At 49.8% G+C, this 17661-nt stretch carries 16 protein-coding genes and 1 riboswitch; all 16 genes read left to right on the forward strand.

Translation table 11 applies throughout. The features are described from left to right. Positions 1-291 precede the first annotated feature (291 nt). Positions 292-1938: a peptide ABC transporter substrate-binding protein gene (locus I2D94_RS08430; RefSeq protein ID WP_229056812.1), complete on the forward strand. Its 1647-nt coding sequence runs from the start codon at positions 292-294 to the stop codon at positions 1936-1938. A 213-nt stretch (positions 1939-2151) separates the two neighbouring features. Beyond that, on the forward strand, positions 2152-3075 hold the full coding sequence (locus I2D94_RS08435) for an ABC transporter permease (RefSeq protein ID WP_195396309.1): 924 nt from the start codon (positions 2152-2154) through the stop codon (positions 3073-3075). 13 nt (positions 3076-3088) lie between these two features. Further along, positions 3089-4015, forward strand: coding sequence for an ABC transporter permease (locus I2D94_RS08440; protein WP_072682886.1), 927 nt, complete (start codon positions 3089-3091; stop codon positions 4013-4015). 13 nt (positions 4016-4028) lie between these two features. Next, entirely contained in the window at positions 4029-5036 is a 1008-nt protein-coding gene (locus I2D94_RS08445; protein WP_072682885.1) for an ABC transporter ATP-binding protein, read from the forward strand. Further along, positions 5033-6022, forward strand: a complete 990-nt coding sequence (locus I2D94_RS08450) for an ABC transporter ATP-binding protein (protein ID WP_072682884.1) — start codon at positions 5033-5035, stop codon at positions 6020-6022. Before I2D94_RS08445 ends, I2D94_RS08450 begins: the two co-directional genes overlap by 4 nt. A 164-nt stretch (positions 6023-6186) precedes the next feature. Further along, positions 6187-6789, forward strand: a complete 603-nt coding sequence (locus I2D94_RS08455; protein WP_139248516.1) for a hypothetical protein — start codon at positions 6187-6189, stop codon at positions 6787-6789. Between the two features lie 126 nt (positions 6790-6915). After that, positions 6916-7590, forward strand: a complete 675-nt coding sequence (locus I2D94_RS08460) for a hypothetical protein (protein WP_072682882.1) — start codon at positions 6916-6918, stop codon at positions 7588-7590. Positions 7591-7705: 115 nt separating this feature from the next. Further along, positions 7706-8392 carry a peptidoglycan-binding protein gene (locus I2D94_RS08465; RefSeq protein WP_072682881.1) on the forward strand — a complete coding sequence of 229 codons (687 nt, stop codon included), beginning with the start codon at positions 7706-7708 and terminating at the stop codon, positions 8390-8392. 194 nt (positions 8393-8586) lie between these two features. Further along, positions 8587-8687: riboswitch (purine riboswitch) on the forward strand. A 63-nt stretch (positions 8688-8750) separates the two neighbouring features. Further along, positions 8751-9581, forward strand: coding sequence for an ABC transporter permease (locus I2D94_RS08470; RefSeq protein WP_195396310.1), 831 nt, complete (start codon positions 8751-8753; stop codon positions 9579-9581). Further along, positions 9581-10363: an ABC transporter permease gene (locus I2D94_RS08475; RefSeq protein ID WP_195396311.1), complete on the forward strand. Its 783-nt coding sequence runs from the start codon at positions 9581-9583 to the stop codon at positions 10361-10363. Before I2D94_RS08470 ends, I2D94_RS08475 begins: the two co-directional genes overlap by 1 nt. A gap of 10 nt (positions 10364-10373) precedes the next feature. Then, positions 10374-11411, forward strand: a complete 1038-nt coding sequence (locus tag I2D94_RS08480; protein WP_195396312.1) for an ABC transporter ATP-binding protein — start codon at positions 10374-10376, stop codon at positions 11409-11411. 169 nt (positions 11412-11580) lie between these two features. Then, a complete protein-coding gene (locus tag I2D94_RS08485; protein WP_195396313.1) occupies positions 11581-12639 on the forward strand; it encodes an ABC transporter substrate-binding protein in 1059 nt (352 codons plus the stop codon). 99 nt (positions 12640-12738) lie between these two features. Further along, positions 12739-14457 carry an adenine deaminase C-terminal domain-containing protein gene (locus tag I2D94_RS08490; protein WP_229056813.1) on the forward strand — a complete coding sequence of 573 codons (1719 nt, stop codon included), beginning with the start codon at positions 12739-12741 and terminating at the stop codon, positions 14455-14457. After that, entirely contained in the window at positions 14454-15767 is a 1314-nt protein-coding gene (locus I2D94_RS08495) for an amidohydrolase (protein ID WP_072682875.1), read from the forward strand. Before I2D94_RS08490 ends, I2D94_RS08495 begins: the two co-directional genes overlap by 4 nt. A 744-nt stretch (positions 15768-16511) precedes the next feature. After that, complete coding sequence (locus I2D94_RS08500) at positions 16512-17048, forward strand: hypothetical protein (protein ID WP_072682874.1); 537 nt, start codon at positions 16512-16514, stop codon at positions 17046-17048. Further along, the gene (locus I2D94_RS08505) at positions 17035-17568 is read left to right on the forward strand and encodes a hypothetical protein (RefSeq protein ID WP_072682873.1); all 534 of its coding nucleotides are present in this window, start codon (positions 17035-17037) and stop codon (positions 17566-17568) included. Before I2D94_RS08500 ends, I2D94_RS08505 begins: the two co-directional genes overlap by 14 nt. Positions 17569-17661 lie beyond the last annotated feature (93 nt).

Raw genomic sequence — 17661 nt, forward strand, 5'->3', positions numbered from 1 at the left:
GATGGAGAGCTCCATCCTTCTTCTTTTTAACCGTTGGTCAACCTGCGGCTGAAACTGAAGGTAGTATTGCAGGACAGGATAAGCGGCTGATCTAAAATCGCATCCTTGAAGTTCAGTTTTTCGTATAAGGTCAGTCAGAATCGGAAAAGAAAACGGAACCTCTCCCAAGTCTTTGAAAAATGATTGAAAATATTTTCATGAAAATTCATAAAATATTTCATGAAAGTGTTGACATTTATTCTCACGGGTGTAAAATTAAGAACAATCCAGAAAGAGAATGGGGGATTCTATATGAGAAAGTGGATAGCCTTAGTTTGTTCCTGTATGCTTCTGCTTGCGGGCTGCAGTACAAAGGAAGAGGGAACCGCAGGTTCCGGTCAGACGCCGACCAACGATCCGGCAGAAACCAACGAGCTGACCGTAGCGGTCGGCGCGCAGTTTACAACGTTGGATCCGGCGTTGAATTCCGAACTCATCAACGGGTATGTTATGCAGCATACTTACAGTACTTTGTTCACCAAGGACGAGGACAATAACCTGATTGAGGATTTAGCGGAAAGCTGTGATATCAGCGAAGATGGTCTGACCTACACCGTTAAATTGAAAGAAGGTATTCAATGGAGCGATGGGGTTCCATTAACCGCCGAGCATTTCCGTTATGGAATTGTCCGCGCGCTGACCTATGGCGCTGAAAACGCCTGGTCGATTTACAATCTGGTCACTTATCTGGACGGTGCCGCCGCTTATGAAAGCGACGATACTCAGGATGCGGAAACCTTGCAGATTCCGGGGGTTCAGGCCGTTGACGATACGACGCTGGTATTCCAGCTGACTAAACCATGCGCTTTCTTCAAAGCCCTGCTGAACTCATATGCCTTTATGCCGGTCCGCGCTGATTTCGCGCCGCAGCATGATTCCACCTGGTCCTTCGCGCCGGGCTATCCGAGCGTCGGTCCGTACATTCTGGAAGAATGCAATGAAAACGACAAGATTGTCGTTACAAAGAATGAAAACTATTACCGTGCTGATGAGATCACGCTGGATAAGATTACATTCCAGGTCATGACGGACATGGATGCTCAGGCGCTGGCGTTTAAGAACAATGATATCGACATCGCGCTGCGCGTCAATTCTTCTTTGCCGTTAACTTACGAAAATAAAGAAGAATTGTGGAAAGTTGAAAGTCCGTCCAACTATTTCCTGGTTATCAACAGCGGTCCGACAGGTCCGGAATGGATGAAAGATGTCCGTGTCCGCCGCGCACTGGCTTTAGCGATTGATAAAGAAGCGATGGTTACCGCGGTTGGCGACCCTTCCTATTACGTTCCGTTAGACGGCTATGTGCCAAACGGTTTGAAAGGGGCGGAAAAGGATTTCCGTACGGAAAGCGACGAGAAAGAAAAATTCCTGCAATACGACCCGGAAGAAGCCAGGAGACTGCTGAAAGAAGCAGGTTACGACGAAACAAATCCGCTGAAGATTACTTATAAGTATTCCCAGACGACGCTGCATGCTGACGTTGCTGCCGTTCTGCAGGGAATGTGGAAAGCGATCGGCGTTGAATGTGATTTAGAAGTTGTTGAATCCGGCGTTTATTACAATCAGATCTTCAACGGCGACTTTGAAATTGCCCGTTATGGTTATACAGCCAGTGACGATCCATCTCAGTTTCTGACGTTGTGGACGACAACGCAGCAGCAGACACCGGCGGTGGATGATCCGGAATATGACAAGATGATGGACGCCGCAACCTACATTGTCGATTATACAGAATATATGGAAGCGCTCCATGATATCGAACATTATTTGGTTCAGGAACAGGTTTATCTCATTCCGCTGTTCAATTACGGCGATCCGATGTTAAAGAAAACCTACGTTAAAAACACGACGCATGTCGGAGCAACGCCATTCTACGGCTATTGCACGATCGAAAAGTAACGACTCTTCAGAGGTCTGGCTGTCCAGACCTCTTCCCCTGTCGGGGGAAAAGAAAAGATGTAAAAAAGCAATGGAAAATGTTTCAGAAAACATTGTGAAACAAATTGACAAGAAGCCTAAAAGAAGATAGAATAAAACCATTACAAAAACTTTGGATTCAGTCTGTCCGGTCATGCTTGAATCGACAGTTTTTGCAGGAAAGGGGGCATTTTAATGTTTAAGTATGTATTAAAACGGATTGGCGTCGGAATTTTGACGTTGTTCATTCTGGCGACCGTAACCTTTTTTTTGATGAAGATTATACCGGGTTCTCCGTTTGCTGGTGAAAACACGAAAATTCCGGCTTCCGTTCAGGAAAAGCTGATGGCGAAGTACAATCTGGACAAACCGGTTCTGGAACAGTATGTCATTTATATGAAAAGCGCTGTCCAGGGAGATTTCGGCGTGTCGACCTTCCGTAAAGGCCGCAGTGTTAACGAAATTATTGCGATTGGCATGCCGGTCACGGCGAAGCTGGGCTTTGTCTCGTTTGTGATCGCGATGGTGGTCGGCATTACGCTGGGCACGATCGCAGCCTTTACCAAACATAAATGGATCGACAACCTCGTCATTGCAATCGCGACTGCCGGCGTCAGTATTCCGGGATTCCTGTTGGCGCTGTTGTTGATGATTGTGTTCGGGGTCTGGCTGCACATGTTCCCGATCGTCGGCTTGTCAAGCTGGAAGCACTATGTGCTGCCGGCAGTATCTCTGGCGCTTTCGCCGATCGCGATGATCGCCCGGCTGACCCGTTCCAGCATGATGGAAGTCATGCGTCAGGATTATATGGTTTTAGCCCGGTCCAAGGGTTCCTCTCAGCTGAAGGTTATTGTGAAACATGGTTTGAAAAACGCGATGATTCCAGTCATCACTTATGCCGGACCGCTGATCGCCACGCTGATGACAGGCTCGTTCGTTATTGAAAGTCTGTTTTCGGTACCAGGGATCGGTGCGGAATACGTGACAAGTATTTCCAACCGTGACTATACGATGATTATGGGCCTGACGATTTTCTTCGGCGCTTTTATCATCATCGCCAATATCATCACCGATATTTTGAACGCTGTCGTTGATCCGCGGATCAAGCTGGACAGCTAGAAGGGAGCTAGCGATGGAAGAAAAAGAACTCGTGCTGGATGACAGTCTGTTTGAACCGCTGGACAGCAGCGAAAAAAACAACGAATTTATTGCCATTGAAAGCAAAACTTATCTCCAGGATGCTTGGCGGCGTTTCAAAAAGAATAAGCTGGCTCTGTTCGGATTGATCTTTTTGATTTTAATCACTCTGGCGGCGATCATCATTCCGATGGTTTCTCCGTTTACCTATGATGGTCAGGATCTGGCCAACCGCAATGCTTTGCCGAATATGGTGCATCTGATGGGCACGGACAAGCTGGGCCGCGATATCATGGTGCGCGTTATGTACGGCGCGCGGATTTCCCTGACGATCGGGTTTGTCGCCGCGTTTCTGAATCTGATCATCGGCGTTATTTACGGCGGGATCAGCGGCTTTGTCGGCGGCAAGGTTGATATGGTCATGATGCGGATCGTCGACTGCATCTATGCGATTCCGTCGATGCTGTACGTCATCCTGATCATGATGATTTTCGGATCGAATATGTTTTCGGTCTTGTTAGGCATTTCCATTTCCTCCTGGGTCGGCATGGCCCGGCAGGTCCGCTCGCAGATCCAGACACTGAAGCAGCAGGAATTCTCGATGGCGGCGTTTGTCATCGGCGCCAGTAAGAAAAGGATCCTGTTTAAACATCTGATTATCAACTGTATGGGACCGATCATCGTTTCCGCAACCTTAATGGTGCCGAACGCGATCTTTACCGAAGCGTTCCTGAGCTTCATCGGCATCGGCATCAGCGCGCCGCAGGCAAGCTGGGGCACTTTGGCTTCGGAAGCCCGCGGTCTGGTGCAGAGCTATCCAATTCAGATTATCTGGCCGGTCGCGGCGATCTGTCTGACGATGTTGTCGCTGAACTTCATTGGCGATGGTTTCGGCGAAGCGCTGGACCCGAAGAAGAGATAAGGAGGAGAAAACCATGAATGAACTGTTGAAAGTTGATCATCTGACCGTGGATTTCTCCACCGATCAGGGCACGGTGCACGCGGTCCGCGACGTCTCGTTCTGCGTTTATCCGCAGGAAGTGCTCGGCATCGTCGGCGAATCCGGTTCCGGCAAGAGCCAGACGATGTATTCCGTCATGGGTTTATTGGCGGATAACGGTAAGATCACTGCGGAAGATATTTTGTTTGACGGCAGGAAAATCCATGAATCCGCATTTAAGAATCATACGGAATATGAAAAGACGATGCAGCATATCCGCGGCAACGACATGGCGATGATTTTCCAGGATCCGATGACGTTTTTGAATCCGGTTTTGAAAATCGGCACACAGCTGATCGAACCGTTGCAGAATCATACGAAGATGTCGAAGAAAGAATGCGAACAGAAAGCGATTGAGCTGATGCGTCAGGTTGGCATACCTTCTCCGGAAAAGCGGATGAATCAATACCCTTACGAGTTTTCCGGCGGCATGCGGCAGCGGATTATCATCGCGATGGCGCTGGCCTGCAATCCAAAGCTGATCATTGCGGACGAACCGACAACCGCGCTGGACGTAACAATCCAGGCGCAGGTGCTGGAACTGATCCAGGATATGAAAGAAAAGCTTGGTTCCTCCGTTATCATGATTACCCACGATCTGGGCGTTGTCGCCAGTTTGTGCAACCGGATCGCGATTATGTACGGCGGCAAGATAGTTGAAATCGGCACGGACAAAGAAATTTTCTATGAACCGAAGCATCCTTATACTCAGGGGCTGTTGAACTGCATCAACAATCCGGAGGACGACGACAAAGATCTTCAGCCGATCCCGGGCTCTCCGCCGGATTTATTAAATCCGCCGAAGGGTTGTCCGTTTGTCGACCGCTGTGAAAAGGCCATGCGGATCTGTAAGGAACAGATGCCTTCCGCCACGGCTTTCTCCAAAACGCACGAATGCGCCTGCTGGCTTAATGAATTGAAGAAAAGGGAGGGTAAAAAATGAACAGCGAAGTCATTTTAAAAGTTACCGACCTGAAGACCCATTTCGACGTCACCAAGGGCATGTTTTCGAAGAAGCAGATTGTCAAGGCTGTCGACGGCGTCAGCTTTGAAATTCATAAAGGCGAAACCTTTGGATTAGTCGGTGAATCCGGCTGTGGAAAATCCACGCTGGGCCGCACGATCGTGAAATTATACGAACCGACAGCCGGCACGATTGAATACAAAGGGCAGGATATCACCAAGCTGAAAGGCAAGGAGTTAAAAGAATTCCGGAAATCGGTTCAGATGATTTTCCAGGATCCGTATGCATCGCTGAACCCGCGGATGACCGTTGGCGAAATCATCCGGGAACCGATGGATATCCACAATATTTACAACAGTTCAAAAGAACGTGAAGACCGGGTCGTGGAGCTGTTGAAAATCGTCGGATTGAAACCGGACCATATTCGCCGCTATCCGCATGAATTCTCCGGCGGCCAGCGGCAGCGCATTTCGATCGCCAGAACGTTGGCGCTGAATCCGGATTTCATCATCTGCGACGAACCAATTTCCGCACTGGACGTTTCCATTCAGGCACAGATTATCAATCTGTTGAAGAACATTCAGAAGGAATTGGGCATTTCCTATCTGTTTGTGGCTCATGATCTGAGCATGGTCAAACATATTTCTGACCGAATCGGCGTCATGTATCTGGGCAACATGGTAGAGATCGGCGAAAGCAGCGATCTGTATCACAACCCGATGCATCCTTACACCAAAGCGCTGTTATCGGCTGTTCCGATTCCGGATCCGGAAATCGGCAAGTCCAAGAAGCGGATCGTCCTGCAGGGCGAGCTGCCAAGCCCGCTGGATCCGCCGTCAGGCTGTGCTTTCCGCACCCGCTGTCCGTATGCGACCGAGGAATGCGCTAAAGCCAAACCGCAGCCTTCGATCATCAACGGCCGTCAGGTTTCCTGCTTCCAGTTTCAAGCGGGATCAAAACGATAAGCTATATCACACGGGATTTCCTGGGAAGTTCCGTGTTTTTTTGTCTTTATAAACAAGTGAAGTTGATAGGCAAAAGCCGTAAAAAAGATTACAATGGAAACATAGAGGCTGGTTGAAAGGGATAATTTATGTTTAAAGAAGATATGAATGAAATAAGACGTATTATGAAAACAGCGAACAAGCAGGTGTGTTGGAAAATATATTTTCTTATCGGTCTGGGCTGCTGTTCCTGGCTGTTTGCGCGCAATCAACAAGTTGCGGAAACGGCGCTGATCTCGATGAAGCCGTTTGGCTGCGAAACCTATGAAATTACAAGGAAGACAGCCAGCGCACAAGCGGGCAATCAGCGTTATCAAATCGAAATGAACTGTAAGAAATATGGAAAAGTGGGAATGACTCTGCGTGCTTCGCTGTTCCGTTCTGACGAAACCGATTGGCTGGATCAACGAATTCGATCGGAATTGAGTACTTATTTCGAGAATGTAGTGCGCGGACATGCGGAAGACGTGATGCCAAACAAGGTAACGCAAGAACAAGTGGCTGCGATGAGCTTGACAGAAGCGGGGCTACATCAGCCGTTACAGCAACTCAAGACACAAATTGAAGCCTTTCAGCCGGAAGGTACAGAAGCGTTGTTCTTCATTCTGTGCAGAGACGGCCGGGCAGCGGCGATCACGATGAGTTCAGAGGAATTACTGACAAAGGAAGGTGTTGAAGAATTGCGGACCTTTCTTAATGCGGATCTATCGTTTATCATAGAACAATAAAACAATATGAATTTCTTTTTCCGCTGCGAAGATTAGACTTTTCAAGTAAAAAATTGAAATATACAAGGAGAAAACAAGATATTCCCAAGGTAAGCTTAAGGCTGTTCAGCTTGGAGGAAACTGAAGATGGTCAAAAATGAAAATTCAACGTCGCTGGGGGATGAATTGAAATACGCATGGGAGCGCAGCCGAAAACATCGGAAATGGCGAAACCGGTGTCTGCTGAGTGTACTTGTCGTTGCCCTGGGCGCTTTTCTATATTTCAAACACCAGGAAAGAGTATCGCCGGTCTTGTTGTCGCTGAAACCTTTCGGCTGCGATCATTTCACAGCCAGCGGTCAGGATGCGCATCGCGATGCTCTGGGGGAACTCAATTACACGGTACAGCTGCGCTGTGAGGACGCAGGCAGTCTTTTGAAGGCAAGCGTATCGCTGATCGAGTCGGCACGGCCTTTGCAGCTTATGAATTTGATGAAGCAGGATCTGCGCGGCTATCTGAAAGGCCAGCGAAATGCGCAGACACGTTGTAAAACCAGCTGTCTGCGGCTGCCGGAGGAACTTGACGAAACTTGGCTTGCATCGCTGACGTTTGAAGAAAGTCAGGTCCTGAAGGATCCACAGGCGGCAATCCGACAGATCCGGCAGGCGCAGATTCCTGGCACACAGGACACCTGTTTTTTCCTGCGGCGGGAAAACCGTGTGATTTTTGTGCAGCTGACAGGGGAAGATTCGCTATCCGAATCTGCACTGAAAGAACTACTTTCCTTATTCGACGCCGATTTCTCCTTTTTAGATGCCTGAATAAGCTGATTGTCTCGAATGCCGCTGTTCATACGCTATAAACTTTCATCAAGATCGGCGTTTATCCACGCCGTTTTTCTTTTCCTGCATAGACATGAATGAGGAGGTGAGATCAATGGCAAAAATTATGGTTTATGATCCGGACACCAATCAGATTTATACGGAATGGCGGGCAGAAAACGACCCGATGCCGTATTCCTACGGCAGGACGTTATTAGTCCGGGAATTCCGTGGTTCCAGCCGGTCCACGGTTTTCTGGACGACGACGACGGCGATGGAAGCCTGGAACGCCACCCGGCGGACCTACGGCGCGGCGATTCCGGTCGGTTACGCGTTTAAGCGGATCTGGGAAGGCGGCCACGGCCTGCAGTCACAGCATTACGTCGGCGTCTCCTTTGACGTCGGCCAGCGGCTGTCGCAAAGTCAGCGTAATCAGATCTGGCGGACAGCGAACAACCTCGGCGTCTGGGGTTATGTCGAACCCCTGTCGATGACCCCGACCTGGGTTCACTTCGACCGCCGTTATGCCCGCGGCGCCTGCGGCGGCACATCGGGATTCCCGACGCTGCGTGAAGGTTCGGTGGGCTGCTACACGCTGGTGCTGCAGGACGCACTGAATGCCCTGGGCTATTCGACGCGCTGGCTGGATGGCAAATTCGGCAACGCGACCCGCACAGCGCTGATTCAGTATCAGCGCGATAACGGTTTGGGCGCAGACGGTATCGCCGGCTGTCAGACCTGGAGAAGAATTGCGGCGGAAGTCGTCGGCATCGGACGAACCCCGACGGTGATCGATCCATAAACAGACAAGGCAGGCTCAGCCTGCCTTACATACAGAATAGAAGTGAAAATTAAGAATGGAAAGAATTGGGGAATTTCATATGTTTAAAGGAAGGAAAAATTCGGTAATCCCCCTTTATGAAGGCTTTTTTTTAAGAAAAGAACGAAAAAATACAAATGAAAGCTGATTTTCAACTTTGCAAAAAACATTTCTATGCTATAATCATTGAGTCTTATCGTATATCTTCACAGGGAACAGCGTGAAGAGTTTCTACCCAATGGCTATATATTGGACTACGATAGAATTCAAGGGACAATTCTGTCTGTGACTTCTATCGAATCGGTAGAAGTTTTTTATTTGAAATCAGGAAGGAGAACTCATGAAAAAACAGTCAACAATCCTGCTGATCGCGCCGATCACGATCCTGCTTGTGGTCGTGCTGATCCTTCCGCTTCTGGCGGTTCTGTTACCAACCGTGTTTGAAGGCGGGGCGGTGACGTTAGGCCGCTACATCGCCTTTTTCCAGGATCCCTATTACATCAAAATCTTTATCCGGACGCTGCGGATCGCGTTAGTCTGCACGCTGGTCTGCATGATTCTGGGGATTCCGACGGCGTATTTTATTTCCCGGGTCTCAAAGAAATGGCGCGGTATTCTGATGTCCGTCGCACTGTTTCCGATGCTGACAAACTCGGTCATCCGGGCCTTTGCCTGGATCAACATTCTCGGCAAGAACGGCATCGTAAATCAGATTCTTTCCGCGCTGCATCTGGTCGATCAGCCGCTGTCGATGCTGTACACCGAATTCTCCGTTCTCGTTGGTACGATCTATCTGTTTCTGCCGCTAATGATCATCACGCTGGTCGGCGTCATGGAAAACATTGACAACGATATGATGGAAGCGGCGGAAAGTCTGGGCGCCAGCCGGCTGCTTTCATTCTTTAAGGTCATTCTGCCGATGTCGATTCCGGGCATTATCACCGGGGCGGTGCTGGTGTTTACCGGCGCGATGACGGCGTACACGACGCCGCAGTTATTAGGCGGCCCGAAAAACATGCTGCTGTCGACGCTGATCTATCAGCGAGCGATGACGCTCAACGACTGGACCGGCGCGAGCGTGGTGGCGTTAGTGATGATCGTGACGACGCTGATCGTTATGAAGGGACTTAATGCCATTGCCGGCCGGCTGGATAAGCGGGGTGAAAACTGATGCGTAAAAATAAATTTCTGACCTTCTATGCCTGTCTGGTGTTCGGCTTTCTGTTTCTGCCGCTGGCGATCATTGCGGTGACGGCGTTCAACACGGCGTCGACGATCAGTTTTCCGATCTCCGGCTTTACCTTCAAATGGTTTGCCAACGTCTTCGCGACGAAATCCTTCCTCAGCGGCTTCCAGCTCAGCTTCATGCTGGCGATCGTGGCGACGCTGATCGCGCTGCTGGTCGGAGTCCCGGCCGCTTATGCGCTCAGCCGCAACAGCGTCAGAGGCAAAAAACTGCTGAAAAGCTTCTTCTTGTCTCCGACGATCATTCCGGGCATCGTCGTCGGTTATTCGTTATATCAGTTCATCGTTCTGAAGCTGAAGCTGCCGGTCATGCAGGGCTTACTGATCGGTCACTTCCTGGTTGTGCTGCCTTATGTCATCCGGGTTGTCGGCTCTGCGCTGGAACAATTTGATTTTTCGATTGAGGAAATGGCCTGGACGCTGGGCTGCGGCAAGGCGCAGGCGTTCTTCAAGGTCGTGCTGCCGAATATTTCTTCAGGAATTGTCGCGGCGTTTATGCTGGCGTTCATCAATTCCTTCAACAACATTCCGGTTTCGATGTTCTTAAGCGGGCCGGGCGTGCGGACGCTGCCGACGGCATTGATGAATTACATCGAATATTTCTATGATCCGACCGTCTCGGCGGTCAGCGTGCTGCTGATGGCGGCGACGATCGCGATCATGTTTGTGGTCGAAAAGACACTGGGCATCGGGGCCCTGACGAAGTAGGAGGAAAAGCATGTCAAAGGTAACCTTAAACGATATCAACGTCAGCTATGACGGCAAAACCCAGATCCTCAAGGGCCTGAATTTAGAGATCGGCGAAGGCGAGCTGGTGTCCCTGTTAGGACCTTCCGGCTGCGGCAAGACGACGACACTGCGGGTCATCGCCGGATTCATCATTCCCAGCAGCGGTCAGCTGTTTGTCGATACGGAAGAAATGACGAAAGTACCGGTGCACAAGCGCAACTTCGGTCTGGTCTTCCAGAGCTACGCGCTGTTTCCACATTTAAGCGTCTATGAAAACGTTGCGTTCGGCTTAAAGCTGAGAAAGATGGAAAAAGCAGAAATGGACCGCAAGATCAAGGAAATTCTGGAGGTCTGCGATCTGACGGAGTACGCCCAGCGCTTTCCGAAGCAGCTCTCCGGCGGGCAGCGGCAGCGTGTCGCACTGGCCCGGGCGCTGGTCATTGAGCCGCGCTTACTGTTATTGGACGAACCGTTGTCCAATCTGGACGCGAAGCTGCGTCTGAACATGCGCGTCGAGATCAAGCGGCTGCAGAAGAAGCTGGGCATCACGACGGTATTTGTCACTCACGATCAGGAAGAATGCTTCTCGATTTCGGATAAAGTCGCGGTCATGAACGGCGGCGTGATCGAACAGTTCGGCACACCGGAGGAAATCTACTCCCGGCCGAAAACGGAGTTTGTCGCTCGGTTTATCGGCTTTGAAAATTTCATCCAGCTGCGCAGGACTCAAGCAAATACCTATCGGGCCAACGACGGTTCTCTCTTCACCGCCAAGATGGATTGTGGGAAAAGCGAATGTCTGGGCACGATCCGTCCGGACGATATCCAGATCGTCACGAATGAGGAGGCCGCTGGCAACACCGTCACAGCTAAAATTGAGGTCCGCACCTATTTGGGCAAGAGCTATCAATATGAGCTGAGCACACCGATCGGGCGGTTAGTCGTTAACGACGGCTCCGGCGCGCTTTACAAAGCTGGCGACACGATCAAAATCCAGCTGCCGGCCGCCAAGATCGTACTGGTTTAATCTAATTTCCTGCCGCGGCCATCCTGCGGGATGAGGCGGCAGGAAGAATGACGCACTCTGCTTCCGAGCAGAAACCGTCGGGTTTTCTGAGAAACATCTGGAAAATCCGCCGGACTTCCGTTTGGAATTTCCATAGAAGAACTAGCTGACATTTTAAGGAGGAAAGAAAATGAGAAAGCTGATGATTTCGCTCTGCGCTCTGGCCATGATTGCGGCTGTGAGCGGCTGTTCCAGCAAGCCGGAAGGCGAAGGCCAGATCGAAGGCCAGCGCACGCTGACCGTTTCGACCTGGGGGTTAAGCGAAGACGTGCTCGTTGAGGATGTGTATGGCCCGTTTGAGGAACTGTGCAACTGTAAGGTCATCCTGGAAACCGATACGACGGCCAATCGTTATACCAAGTTGTCCACCAACCCGGATTCCACCGTCGACGTCATCGAGCTGTCGCAGGCTGCGGCGGCCAACGGCTATGTCGCCGACCTGTTTGAAAAGATCGACACCACCCAGATTCCGAATCTGGACAACATCATTGACGGCGCGAAATCGACGGTGGCCCAGGGATACGGTCCGGCTTATACGCTCAACAGCATTGGCATCATTTATGATAAGGAAGCTGTCGGCTTTGAAATTACCAGCTGGGCTGATTTGTGGAAGCCGGAACTGGCCGGCAAGCTGTCGATTCCGGAGCTGTCGACGACCTTTGGTCCGGCGATGGTTTACCTGGCTTCCGACTACAAGGGCGTCGATATCACAACGGATGACGGGGCAGCGGCATTTGAAGCGCTGAACGAGCTGAAATCCAATATCGTCAGAACCTATTCCAAGTCAAGCGATTTGGCAAATATGTTTGCGGCCGGGGAAATCGCGGTTGCGGTCGTCGGCGACTTCGGCGTGCCGGTCATCAAGAATGCGGCTCCGAATGTGGAATTCGTCGTCCCAGCCGATTACACCTACGCGAACTTCAATACGATTGATATCAATAAGAACTCCAAAAACAAAGATCTGGCTTACATGTATATCAACTGGCGCATTTCCCAGGAACTGCAGTCCGTCACCGCGGTCACGCTGAACGAAGGCCCGGTTAACAAGAACGTGGAACTGACGCCGGAACAGTCCGCGAACATGACTTACGGCGACGTGGCGGAGCGTGCGAAGTCGATCGACTATTCGTTTGTCAACCCGCTGATGGCGCAGTGGACGGATCAGTGGAACCGCACGATCAACAACTAACATCTGGAAATCTTCCTGAAGGATCAGGAAGCAACGACAAGGCAGGGTCCAACACGGATCCTGCCCTGTTTCAAATCAGAGGCGAAAGGAGAAAACCGCATGAGTACAATGAGAATCCGCAACGTCCGCGTGTTCAACAGCTATACGCAGACATTTGAGGAAAAAAGCGTGCTGATCCGTGACGGACAGTTCGCGCAGCTGCAGGAAACCGAAGAGGAACAACGCCGGCCCGCCGATCAGGAAATCGACGCTCAGGGACGCTGGATGATTCCCGGCTTGATCGACATCCACATGCATGTTGAAAGCTCGATGACCATCCCGACCGAATTTTCCCGGCAGGCGCTGTCCTTCGGCGTCACGACGGTGGTCGCCGATCCGCATGAGATCGCCAACGTGTTCGGGCTGTCAGGCATCGAAGCGTTCATGGCCAGCGAGCCGGTCATGGATATTTTCTATGGAATCCCCTCTTCTGTTCCGTCGACCAATCCGGATTGCGAAACGACCGGCGGCGTGATCGGTCTAGAAGAAGTGGACAAGCTGCTGGACAATCCGCAAATCCGCTGCCTGGGCGAGGTCATGAACTTCAAGGAGCTGGTCAGTGAGGAAGACACGCTGATCCGCCAGATTATCGCGCTGTGCAAAAAGAAACGGCCGCTGCTGCCGTTAGAGGGGCATTGCCCGAAGATCAGCGGGGCGGATCTGGCGAAGTTTATCGCTTCCGGCGTCAATGCCGATCATACTCAGCAAACTCCGGAAAGCATCGTTGAGAAAATCACCAACGGAATGTTCTTGGAAATGCAGGGCAAATCGATCCATGAAGATACCATCCGCACATTGATGGAGCATCAGTTCTACGAATATTTCAGTCTGGTGACCGATGATGTGATGCCGGATCATTTTCTGCACGGCCATCTCAATCAGGTTTTGCTTTCCGCTGTGCACTGCGGCCTGCCGATGGAAAAGGCCATTTACTGCAGTACCTTCACCTCTGCCCGGCGGATGCGTCTGGACGATCGCGGCGTGATCGCTCCGGGGAAAATCGCGGATTTCGTGCTGCTGGACAGTCTGGAAGACTGGACCGTACATCAGGTTTATAAAAACGGCGTTCTGGTCAGCGAACCGCAAAGCGGCTACGCGATTGCGGAAAAGCCGGTTTCCTTCCCGCCGGAATTTTACCATTCGCTGCATCACCGGCCCTTGACGGAAGACGATTTACTCGTCCGGGTTTCCCCGTCGGCGAAGTCCGTGACCGCCCAGGTCATCGAAATTAATCCGCGGGCGACATTTACGCGGCTGATAACTGCGGAACTGCCGGTGAAAAACGGCGTTGTTCAGTGGCAGGACCACGGGTTGGCGTTAATGGCCTGCATCGAGCGTTATGGCAAGGGCGGACAGATCGCGCTGGCGTTTACGACTGGAGGAATTCAGAAAAACGGCGCGGTTGCGTCCTCCTGGGCGCATGATCATCACAATCTGATGGTCATGGGCTCCAATGTTCCGGATATGATCGCGGCGGCCAATCATCTGCTTGCAATCCAGGGCGGCTACTGTGTCTGCGTTGATGAGAAAATCATAGCTTGCGCTTCATTGCAGGTCGGGGGCATTGTTTCCGATCAGCCGCTGGCGGAACTGGCCGGACAGATCGAGGCGGTGCGCGCGGCGATGGAGGATCAGCTGGGGTATGTCCATCACAACGCAGTGATGTCGTTTGCGACGCTGTCCTTGCCGGTATCGCCGGAGGTCAAGCTGACGGATAAAGGATTGTTGATCGGCAAAACGCTGGAATTCATTCCGCTGATCAAAGAGGAACACGCATGAGAGTCCGGATCGAGAATGTGACGTTGGTCACGACAGATGAGGCCAATCGTGTCTTTGAAAACGGCTGTCTGGTCTGGGAAGATGATACCATTTTGGCGCTGAATGATTTCAGCGTGCATGTAGACGAAGTGATCGACGGGCAGGGGGGCCTGCTTCTGCCGGGAATGGTGAATACGCATTGTCATCTGGGGATGATCCCGTTTCGTTCGCTGGGCGACGATTGCCCGGACCGGCTGCGGCGGTTTCTGTTTCCGTTGGAAAACGCGGCGATGACGCGCGAGCTGGCGCAGGCTTCGGCCCGCTACGCAGCGGCGGAAATGATGCTGGGCGGCGTGACGACGGTGTTCGACATGTATTATTTTGAGGACGCGCTGGCAGAAGCCATGGTCGAGATGAACATGCGCGCGGTGCTGGCGGAGACGATTGTCGACTTTGCCAACTGCGACAGCGACGTCCCTTATGGCGGACTGGCGATCGGCGAGCGGTTTATTCGGGAATGGAAAGGCCGGCATCCGCTGATCACGCCGGCGATCGGTCCGCACGCGACCAATACCAACAGCGCTGAAGTCTTAAAGCAAGCTCAGGCCATCGCGGAGCACTGCGATGTGCTGCTTTCGCTGCATACGGCGGAAATGGATTATGAGATGGAAACCTTCCGCAAAGAGCGGAATCAGACGCCGGTTGAATATCTGGAGTCGATCGGTTTGTTAAGCCCGCATCTGGTTGCGGCGCACTGCATTCATGTCAACGATCAGGATCTGGCGCTGATGGCGAAGTATGGCTGCCGGATAGCGCACTGCATCGGTTCGAATATGAAAGCGGGCAAAGGGATTGCACCCTTGAAGAAGATGATTGCGCATCACATCCCGGTTGGATTGGGAACGGACGGTGCTTCCAGCGGCAACACGCTGGATTTGTTCGCGCAGCTGCCGTTAATCGGCAAAGCGCACAAGACGGCCAATCATGACCGGGCGTTGTTTCCGGCGAAGGAAATTCTGCCGCTGGCGACGATCGGCGGGGCCCGGGTATTGAATCTGGACGATAAGATCGGTTCGTTAATGCCGGGGAAAAAAGCGGATCTTGTGCTGGTGGAAACGCAGTCCGCCAACATGTTCCCGATCTACGATCCATTCTCGGCTCTGGTTTACAGCGCTCATGCGGGCAATGTGGATTCAGTCTGGGTCAACGGCGTGCAGACGGTGAAGCATAAACAGCTGGTCCGTCAGGATCTGCGGCGCCTGCGGGAAGATCTGGAAGCGAAGATGCAGTTCTTCAAGGCTGAAGCGCTGCGCCGGAGCGAGGGGCTGTAAAAAACGGTTGAACATGAGCTTGATTTATCAGGAAAGTTAATGAAGAATGAGAGCGCTGAAGCGCATGCATATTAAAAAGACCTCAGAGATTCCGGAAAAACGGATAATCTGAGGCTTTCTTATTTTGCCGCATTCCTCAAAGCCAAACTTTTTTATCATTGCTGGAAAGTAAAAACATACTCTCTCAAAGATTCGGTCAAATCGGTAAATGATTAAAATACTAGGGGATAATATTGAGAATTAAGGAGAAAATGGGAGTTTTCAGACTTTAAGTATGGGAGGTAAAAAACTTTTTGGCCATTATTAAGAAGAGTTTGGTTAAATAAGGATTTGTCTGATTTCAAAGCAGCGATTCAAATTTGATATAGACCTGTTTTCAGAAATTACTGATACTTCGCCATATAACTGATGAACCAACTGAATTTTGGACTTTTTATAATTTCTGGCAGTCATGAAGGAAAAAGCAGATATATAATTTGTGGATCTACTTTTATTGTTATTGATCACAGGATAGATAACAGCCTTTGATTTCGAGTGATCAAACAATAAATTATGATCATGATATAAATAATTATATGATAATTATAAAACATTTATAAGATAAGGAAATTTGAACTTTCGATACTTTTATTATTCATGAGTTTCGATTATTCTTTAATTAGAAATCATAAGTATATTCTTAGAGGTGATAGCAATGGACAAGTTAGAATGATCTAAAATGAGAATAGAAAAGAGGAGAGAAAAATGAAGAAATGCTTTGCATTTTTGCTGGGGTTAATGCTGGCAATGACAATTACTCCGGTTTCGGCAGCTAACGGTCCTGAAAATCCTAATCCACCAGATCCCAATGATGCAACGACTGCTACTGCCGATGTTCTTAATAAACGGCAAGTAAGAAATCCTGCAGAACTAGCTGCAAATCTGGGATCTGGCGCATTTGACGGTAGCTGCGATATGTTATGGGGTGTAGTAACAAACAAGGTTGGGAGAACACATCAATCCAAGAGTTTTGCTCTTCAGTATCTTGAAGCAGAAGGTTTAAAGGCAATCAGGGAGCAATTTGAATCAGGTAATGCTGTAATTGTTAAGGGACATAGAGTTAAGCATGGAACAGGACTTTCTGATACACACTCTATAGTTTGCAACGGTTATGAAACATACTTGGAAAAGGGAAAGGATATATACGATCACTATATTACCAAATCAGGTTCGTTGCCTTACGGAACGATGGAAGAGTTTATGGTTGATTGGTATATTGAAGCGATTCATGTCTACTATTAAGCGATTGATCTCTGTATTTTGTTTGCTTATCTTGATTGCCGGATGTTCTGCTAAAGAAAATAATGGGGAACCAGCAGTTTCACCGCAAGCAGCATCAACAACAAAGCCAACTTCTGAACCAGGCATTCAGACTACAGTAGAGCCTGCGAAAGAACCGGAAGCTGCTCCAACTGCCACTAAGAAATCCGGATATAAAACTGAATCCCTTTTTAACGGAGTATTTGAATATTATGTAAAAAATCCATTGCCAGAACACATTGTTATTGAGAATAACGAATATGAAGATGGAATCGAAATACAAGTTAGCTATGAGAGAAACGATGGCGGTCATGAGTTAATTGTAACATACTATATACAAGATAATCTTATGGGATATTCCAGTGATGGAGCGCCGATCGAACGGTTGGAAAGTGAAGCTAAAATAAAAAAAGATGGATATTATGTTTTTGTAAATCCGGAAAATCCATATATTGAAGGAATTGATTTTTCTCAATATTCAGATGTCATTGTATTCGAGTAGATTTAAAGATGGTTTCTTGAAAAGAAACCATTTTTTATGAAGAATATCAGTTGGTTTTAATCAAAGAATTTATTATTTATTGGCGCGTAAACT

The organism is Holdemania sp. 1001302B_160321_E10, assembly GCF_015552275.1.
Classification (GTDB): Bacteria; Bacillota_I; Bacilli_A; order Erysipelotrichales; family Erysipelotrichaceae; genus Holdemania.

Bases quoted from the DNA above. Each gene is read 5' to 3' on its own strand.
- I2D94_RS08445 (WP_072682885.1), top strand. From the start codon at position 4,029: ATGAATGAACTGTTGAAAGTTGATCATCTGACCGTGGATTTCTCCACC.
- I2D94_RS08505 (WP_072682873.1), top strand. From the start codon at position 17,035: ATGTCTACTATTAAGCGATTGATCTCTGTATTTTGTTTGCTTATCTTG.
- I2D94_RS08500 (WP_072682874.1), top strand. From the start codon at position 16,512: ATGAAGAAATGCTTTGCATTTTTGCTGGGGTTAATGCTGGCAATGACA.
- I2D94_RS08480 (WP_195396312.1), top strand. From the start codon at position 10,374: ATGTCAAAGGTAACCTTAAACGATATCAACGTCAGCTATGACGGCAAA.
- I2D94_RS08465 (WP_072682881.1), top strand. From the start codon at position 7,706: ATGGCAAAAATTATGGTTTATGATCCGGACACCAATCAGATTTATACG.
- I2D94_RS08455 (WP_139248516.1), top strand. From the start codon at position 6,187: ATGAAAACAGCGAACAAGCAGGTGTGTTGGAAAATATATTTTCTTATC.
- I2D94_RS08490 (WP_229056813.1), top strand. From the start codon at position 12,739: ATGAGTACAATGAGAATCCGCAACGTCCGCGTGTTCAACAGCTATACG.
- I2D94_RS08460 (WP_072682882.1), top strand. From the start codon at position 6,916: ATGGTCAAAAATGAAAATTCAACGTCGCTGGGGGATGAATTGAAATAC.
- I2D94_RS08430 (WP_229056812.1), top strand. From the start codon at position 292: ATGAGAAAGTGGATAGCCTTAGTTTGTTCCTGTATGCTTCTGCTTGCG.
- I2D94_RS08470 (WP_195396310.1), top strand. From the start codon at position 8,751: ATGAAAAAACAGTCAACAATCCTGCTGATCGCGCCGATCACGATCCTG.
- I2D94_RS08450 (WP_072682884.1), top strand. From the start codon at position 5,033: ATGAACAGCGAAGTCATTTTAAAAGTTACCGACCTGAAGACCCATTTC.
- I2D94_RS08440 (WP_072682886.1), top strand. From the start codon at position 3,089: ATGGAAGAAAAAGAACTCGTGCTGGATGACAGTCTGTTTGAACCGCTG.
- I2D94_RS08495 (WP_072682875.1), top strand. From the start codon at position 14,454: ATGAGAGTCCGGATCGAGAATGTGACGTTGGTCACGACAGATGAGGCC.
- I2D94_RS08435 (WP_195396309.1), top strand. From the start codon at position 2,152: ATGTTTAAGTATGTATTAAAACGGATTGGCGTCGGAATTTTGACGTTG.
- I2D94_RS08475 (WP_195396311.1), top strand. From the start codon at position 9,581: ATGCGTAAAAATAAATTTCTGACCTTCTATGCCTGTCTGGTGTTCGGC.
- I2D94_RS08485 (WP_195396313.1), top strand. From the start codon at position 11,581: ATGAGAAAGCTGATGATTTCGCTCTGCGCTCTGGCCATGATTGCGGCT.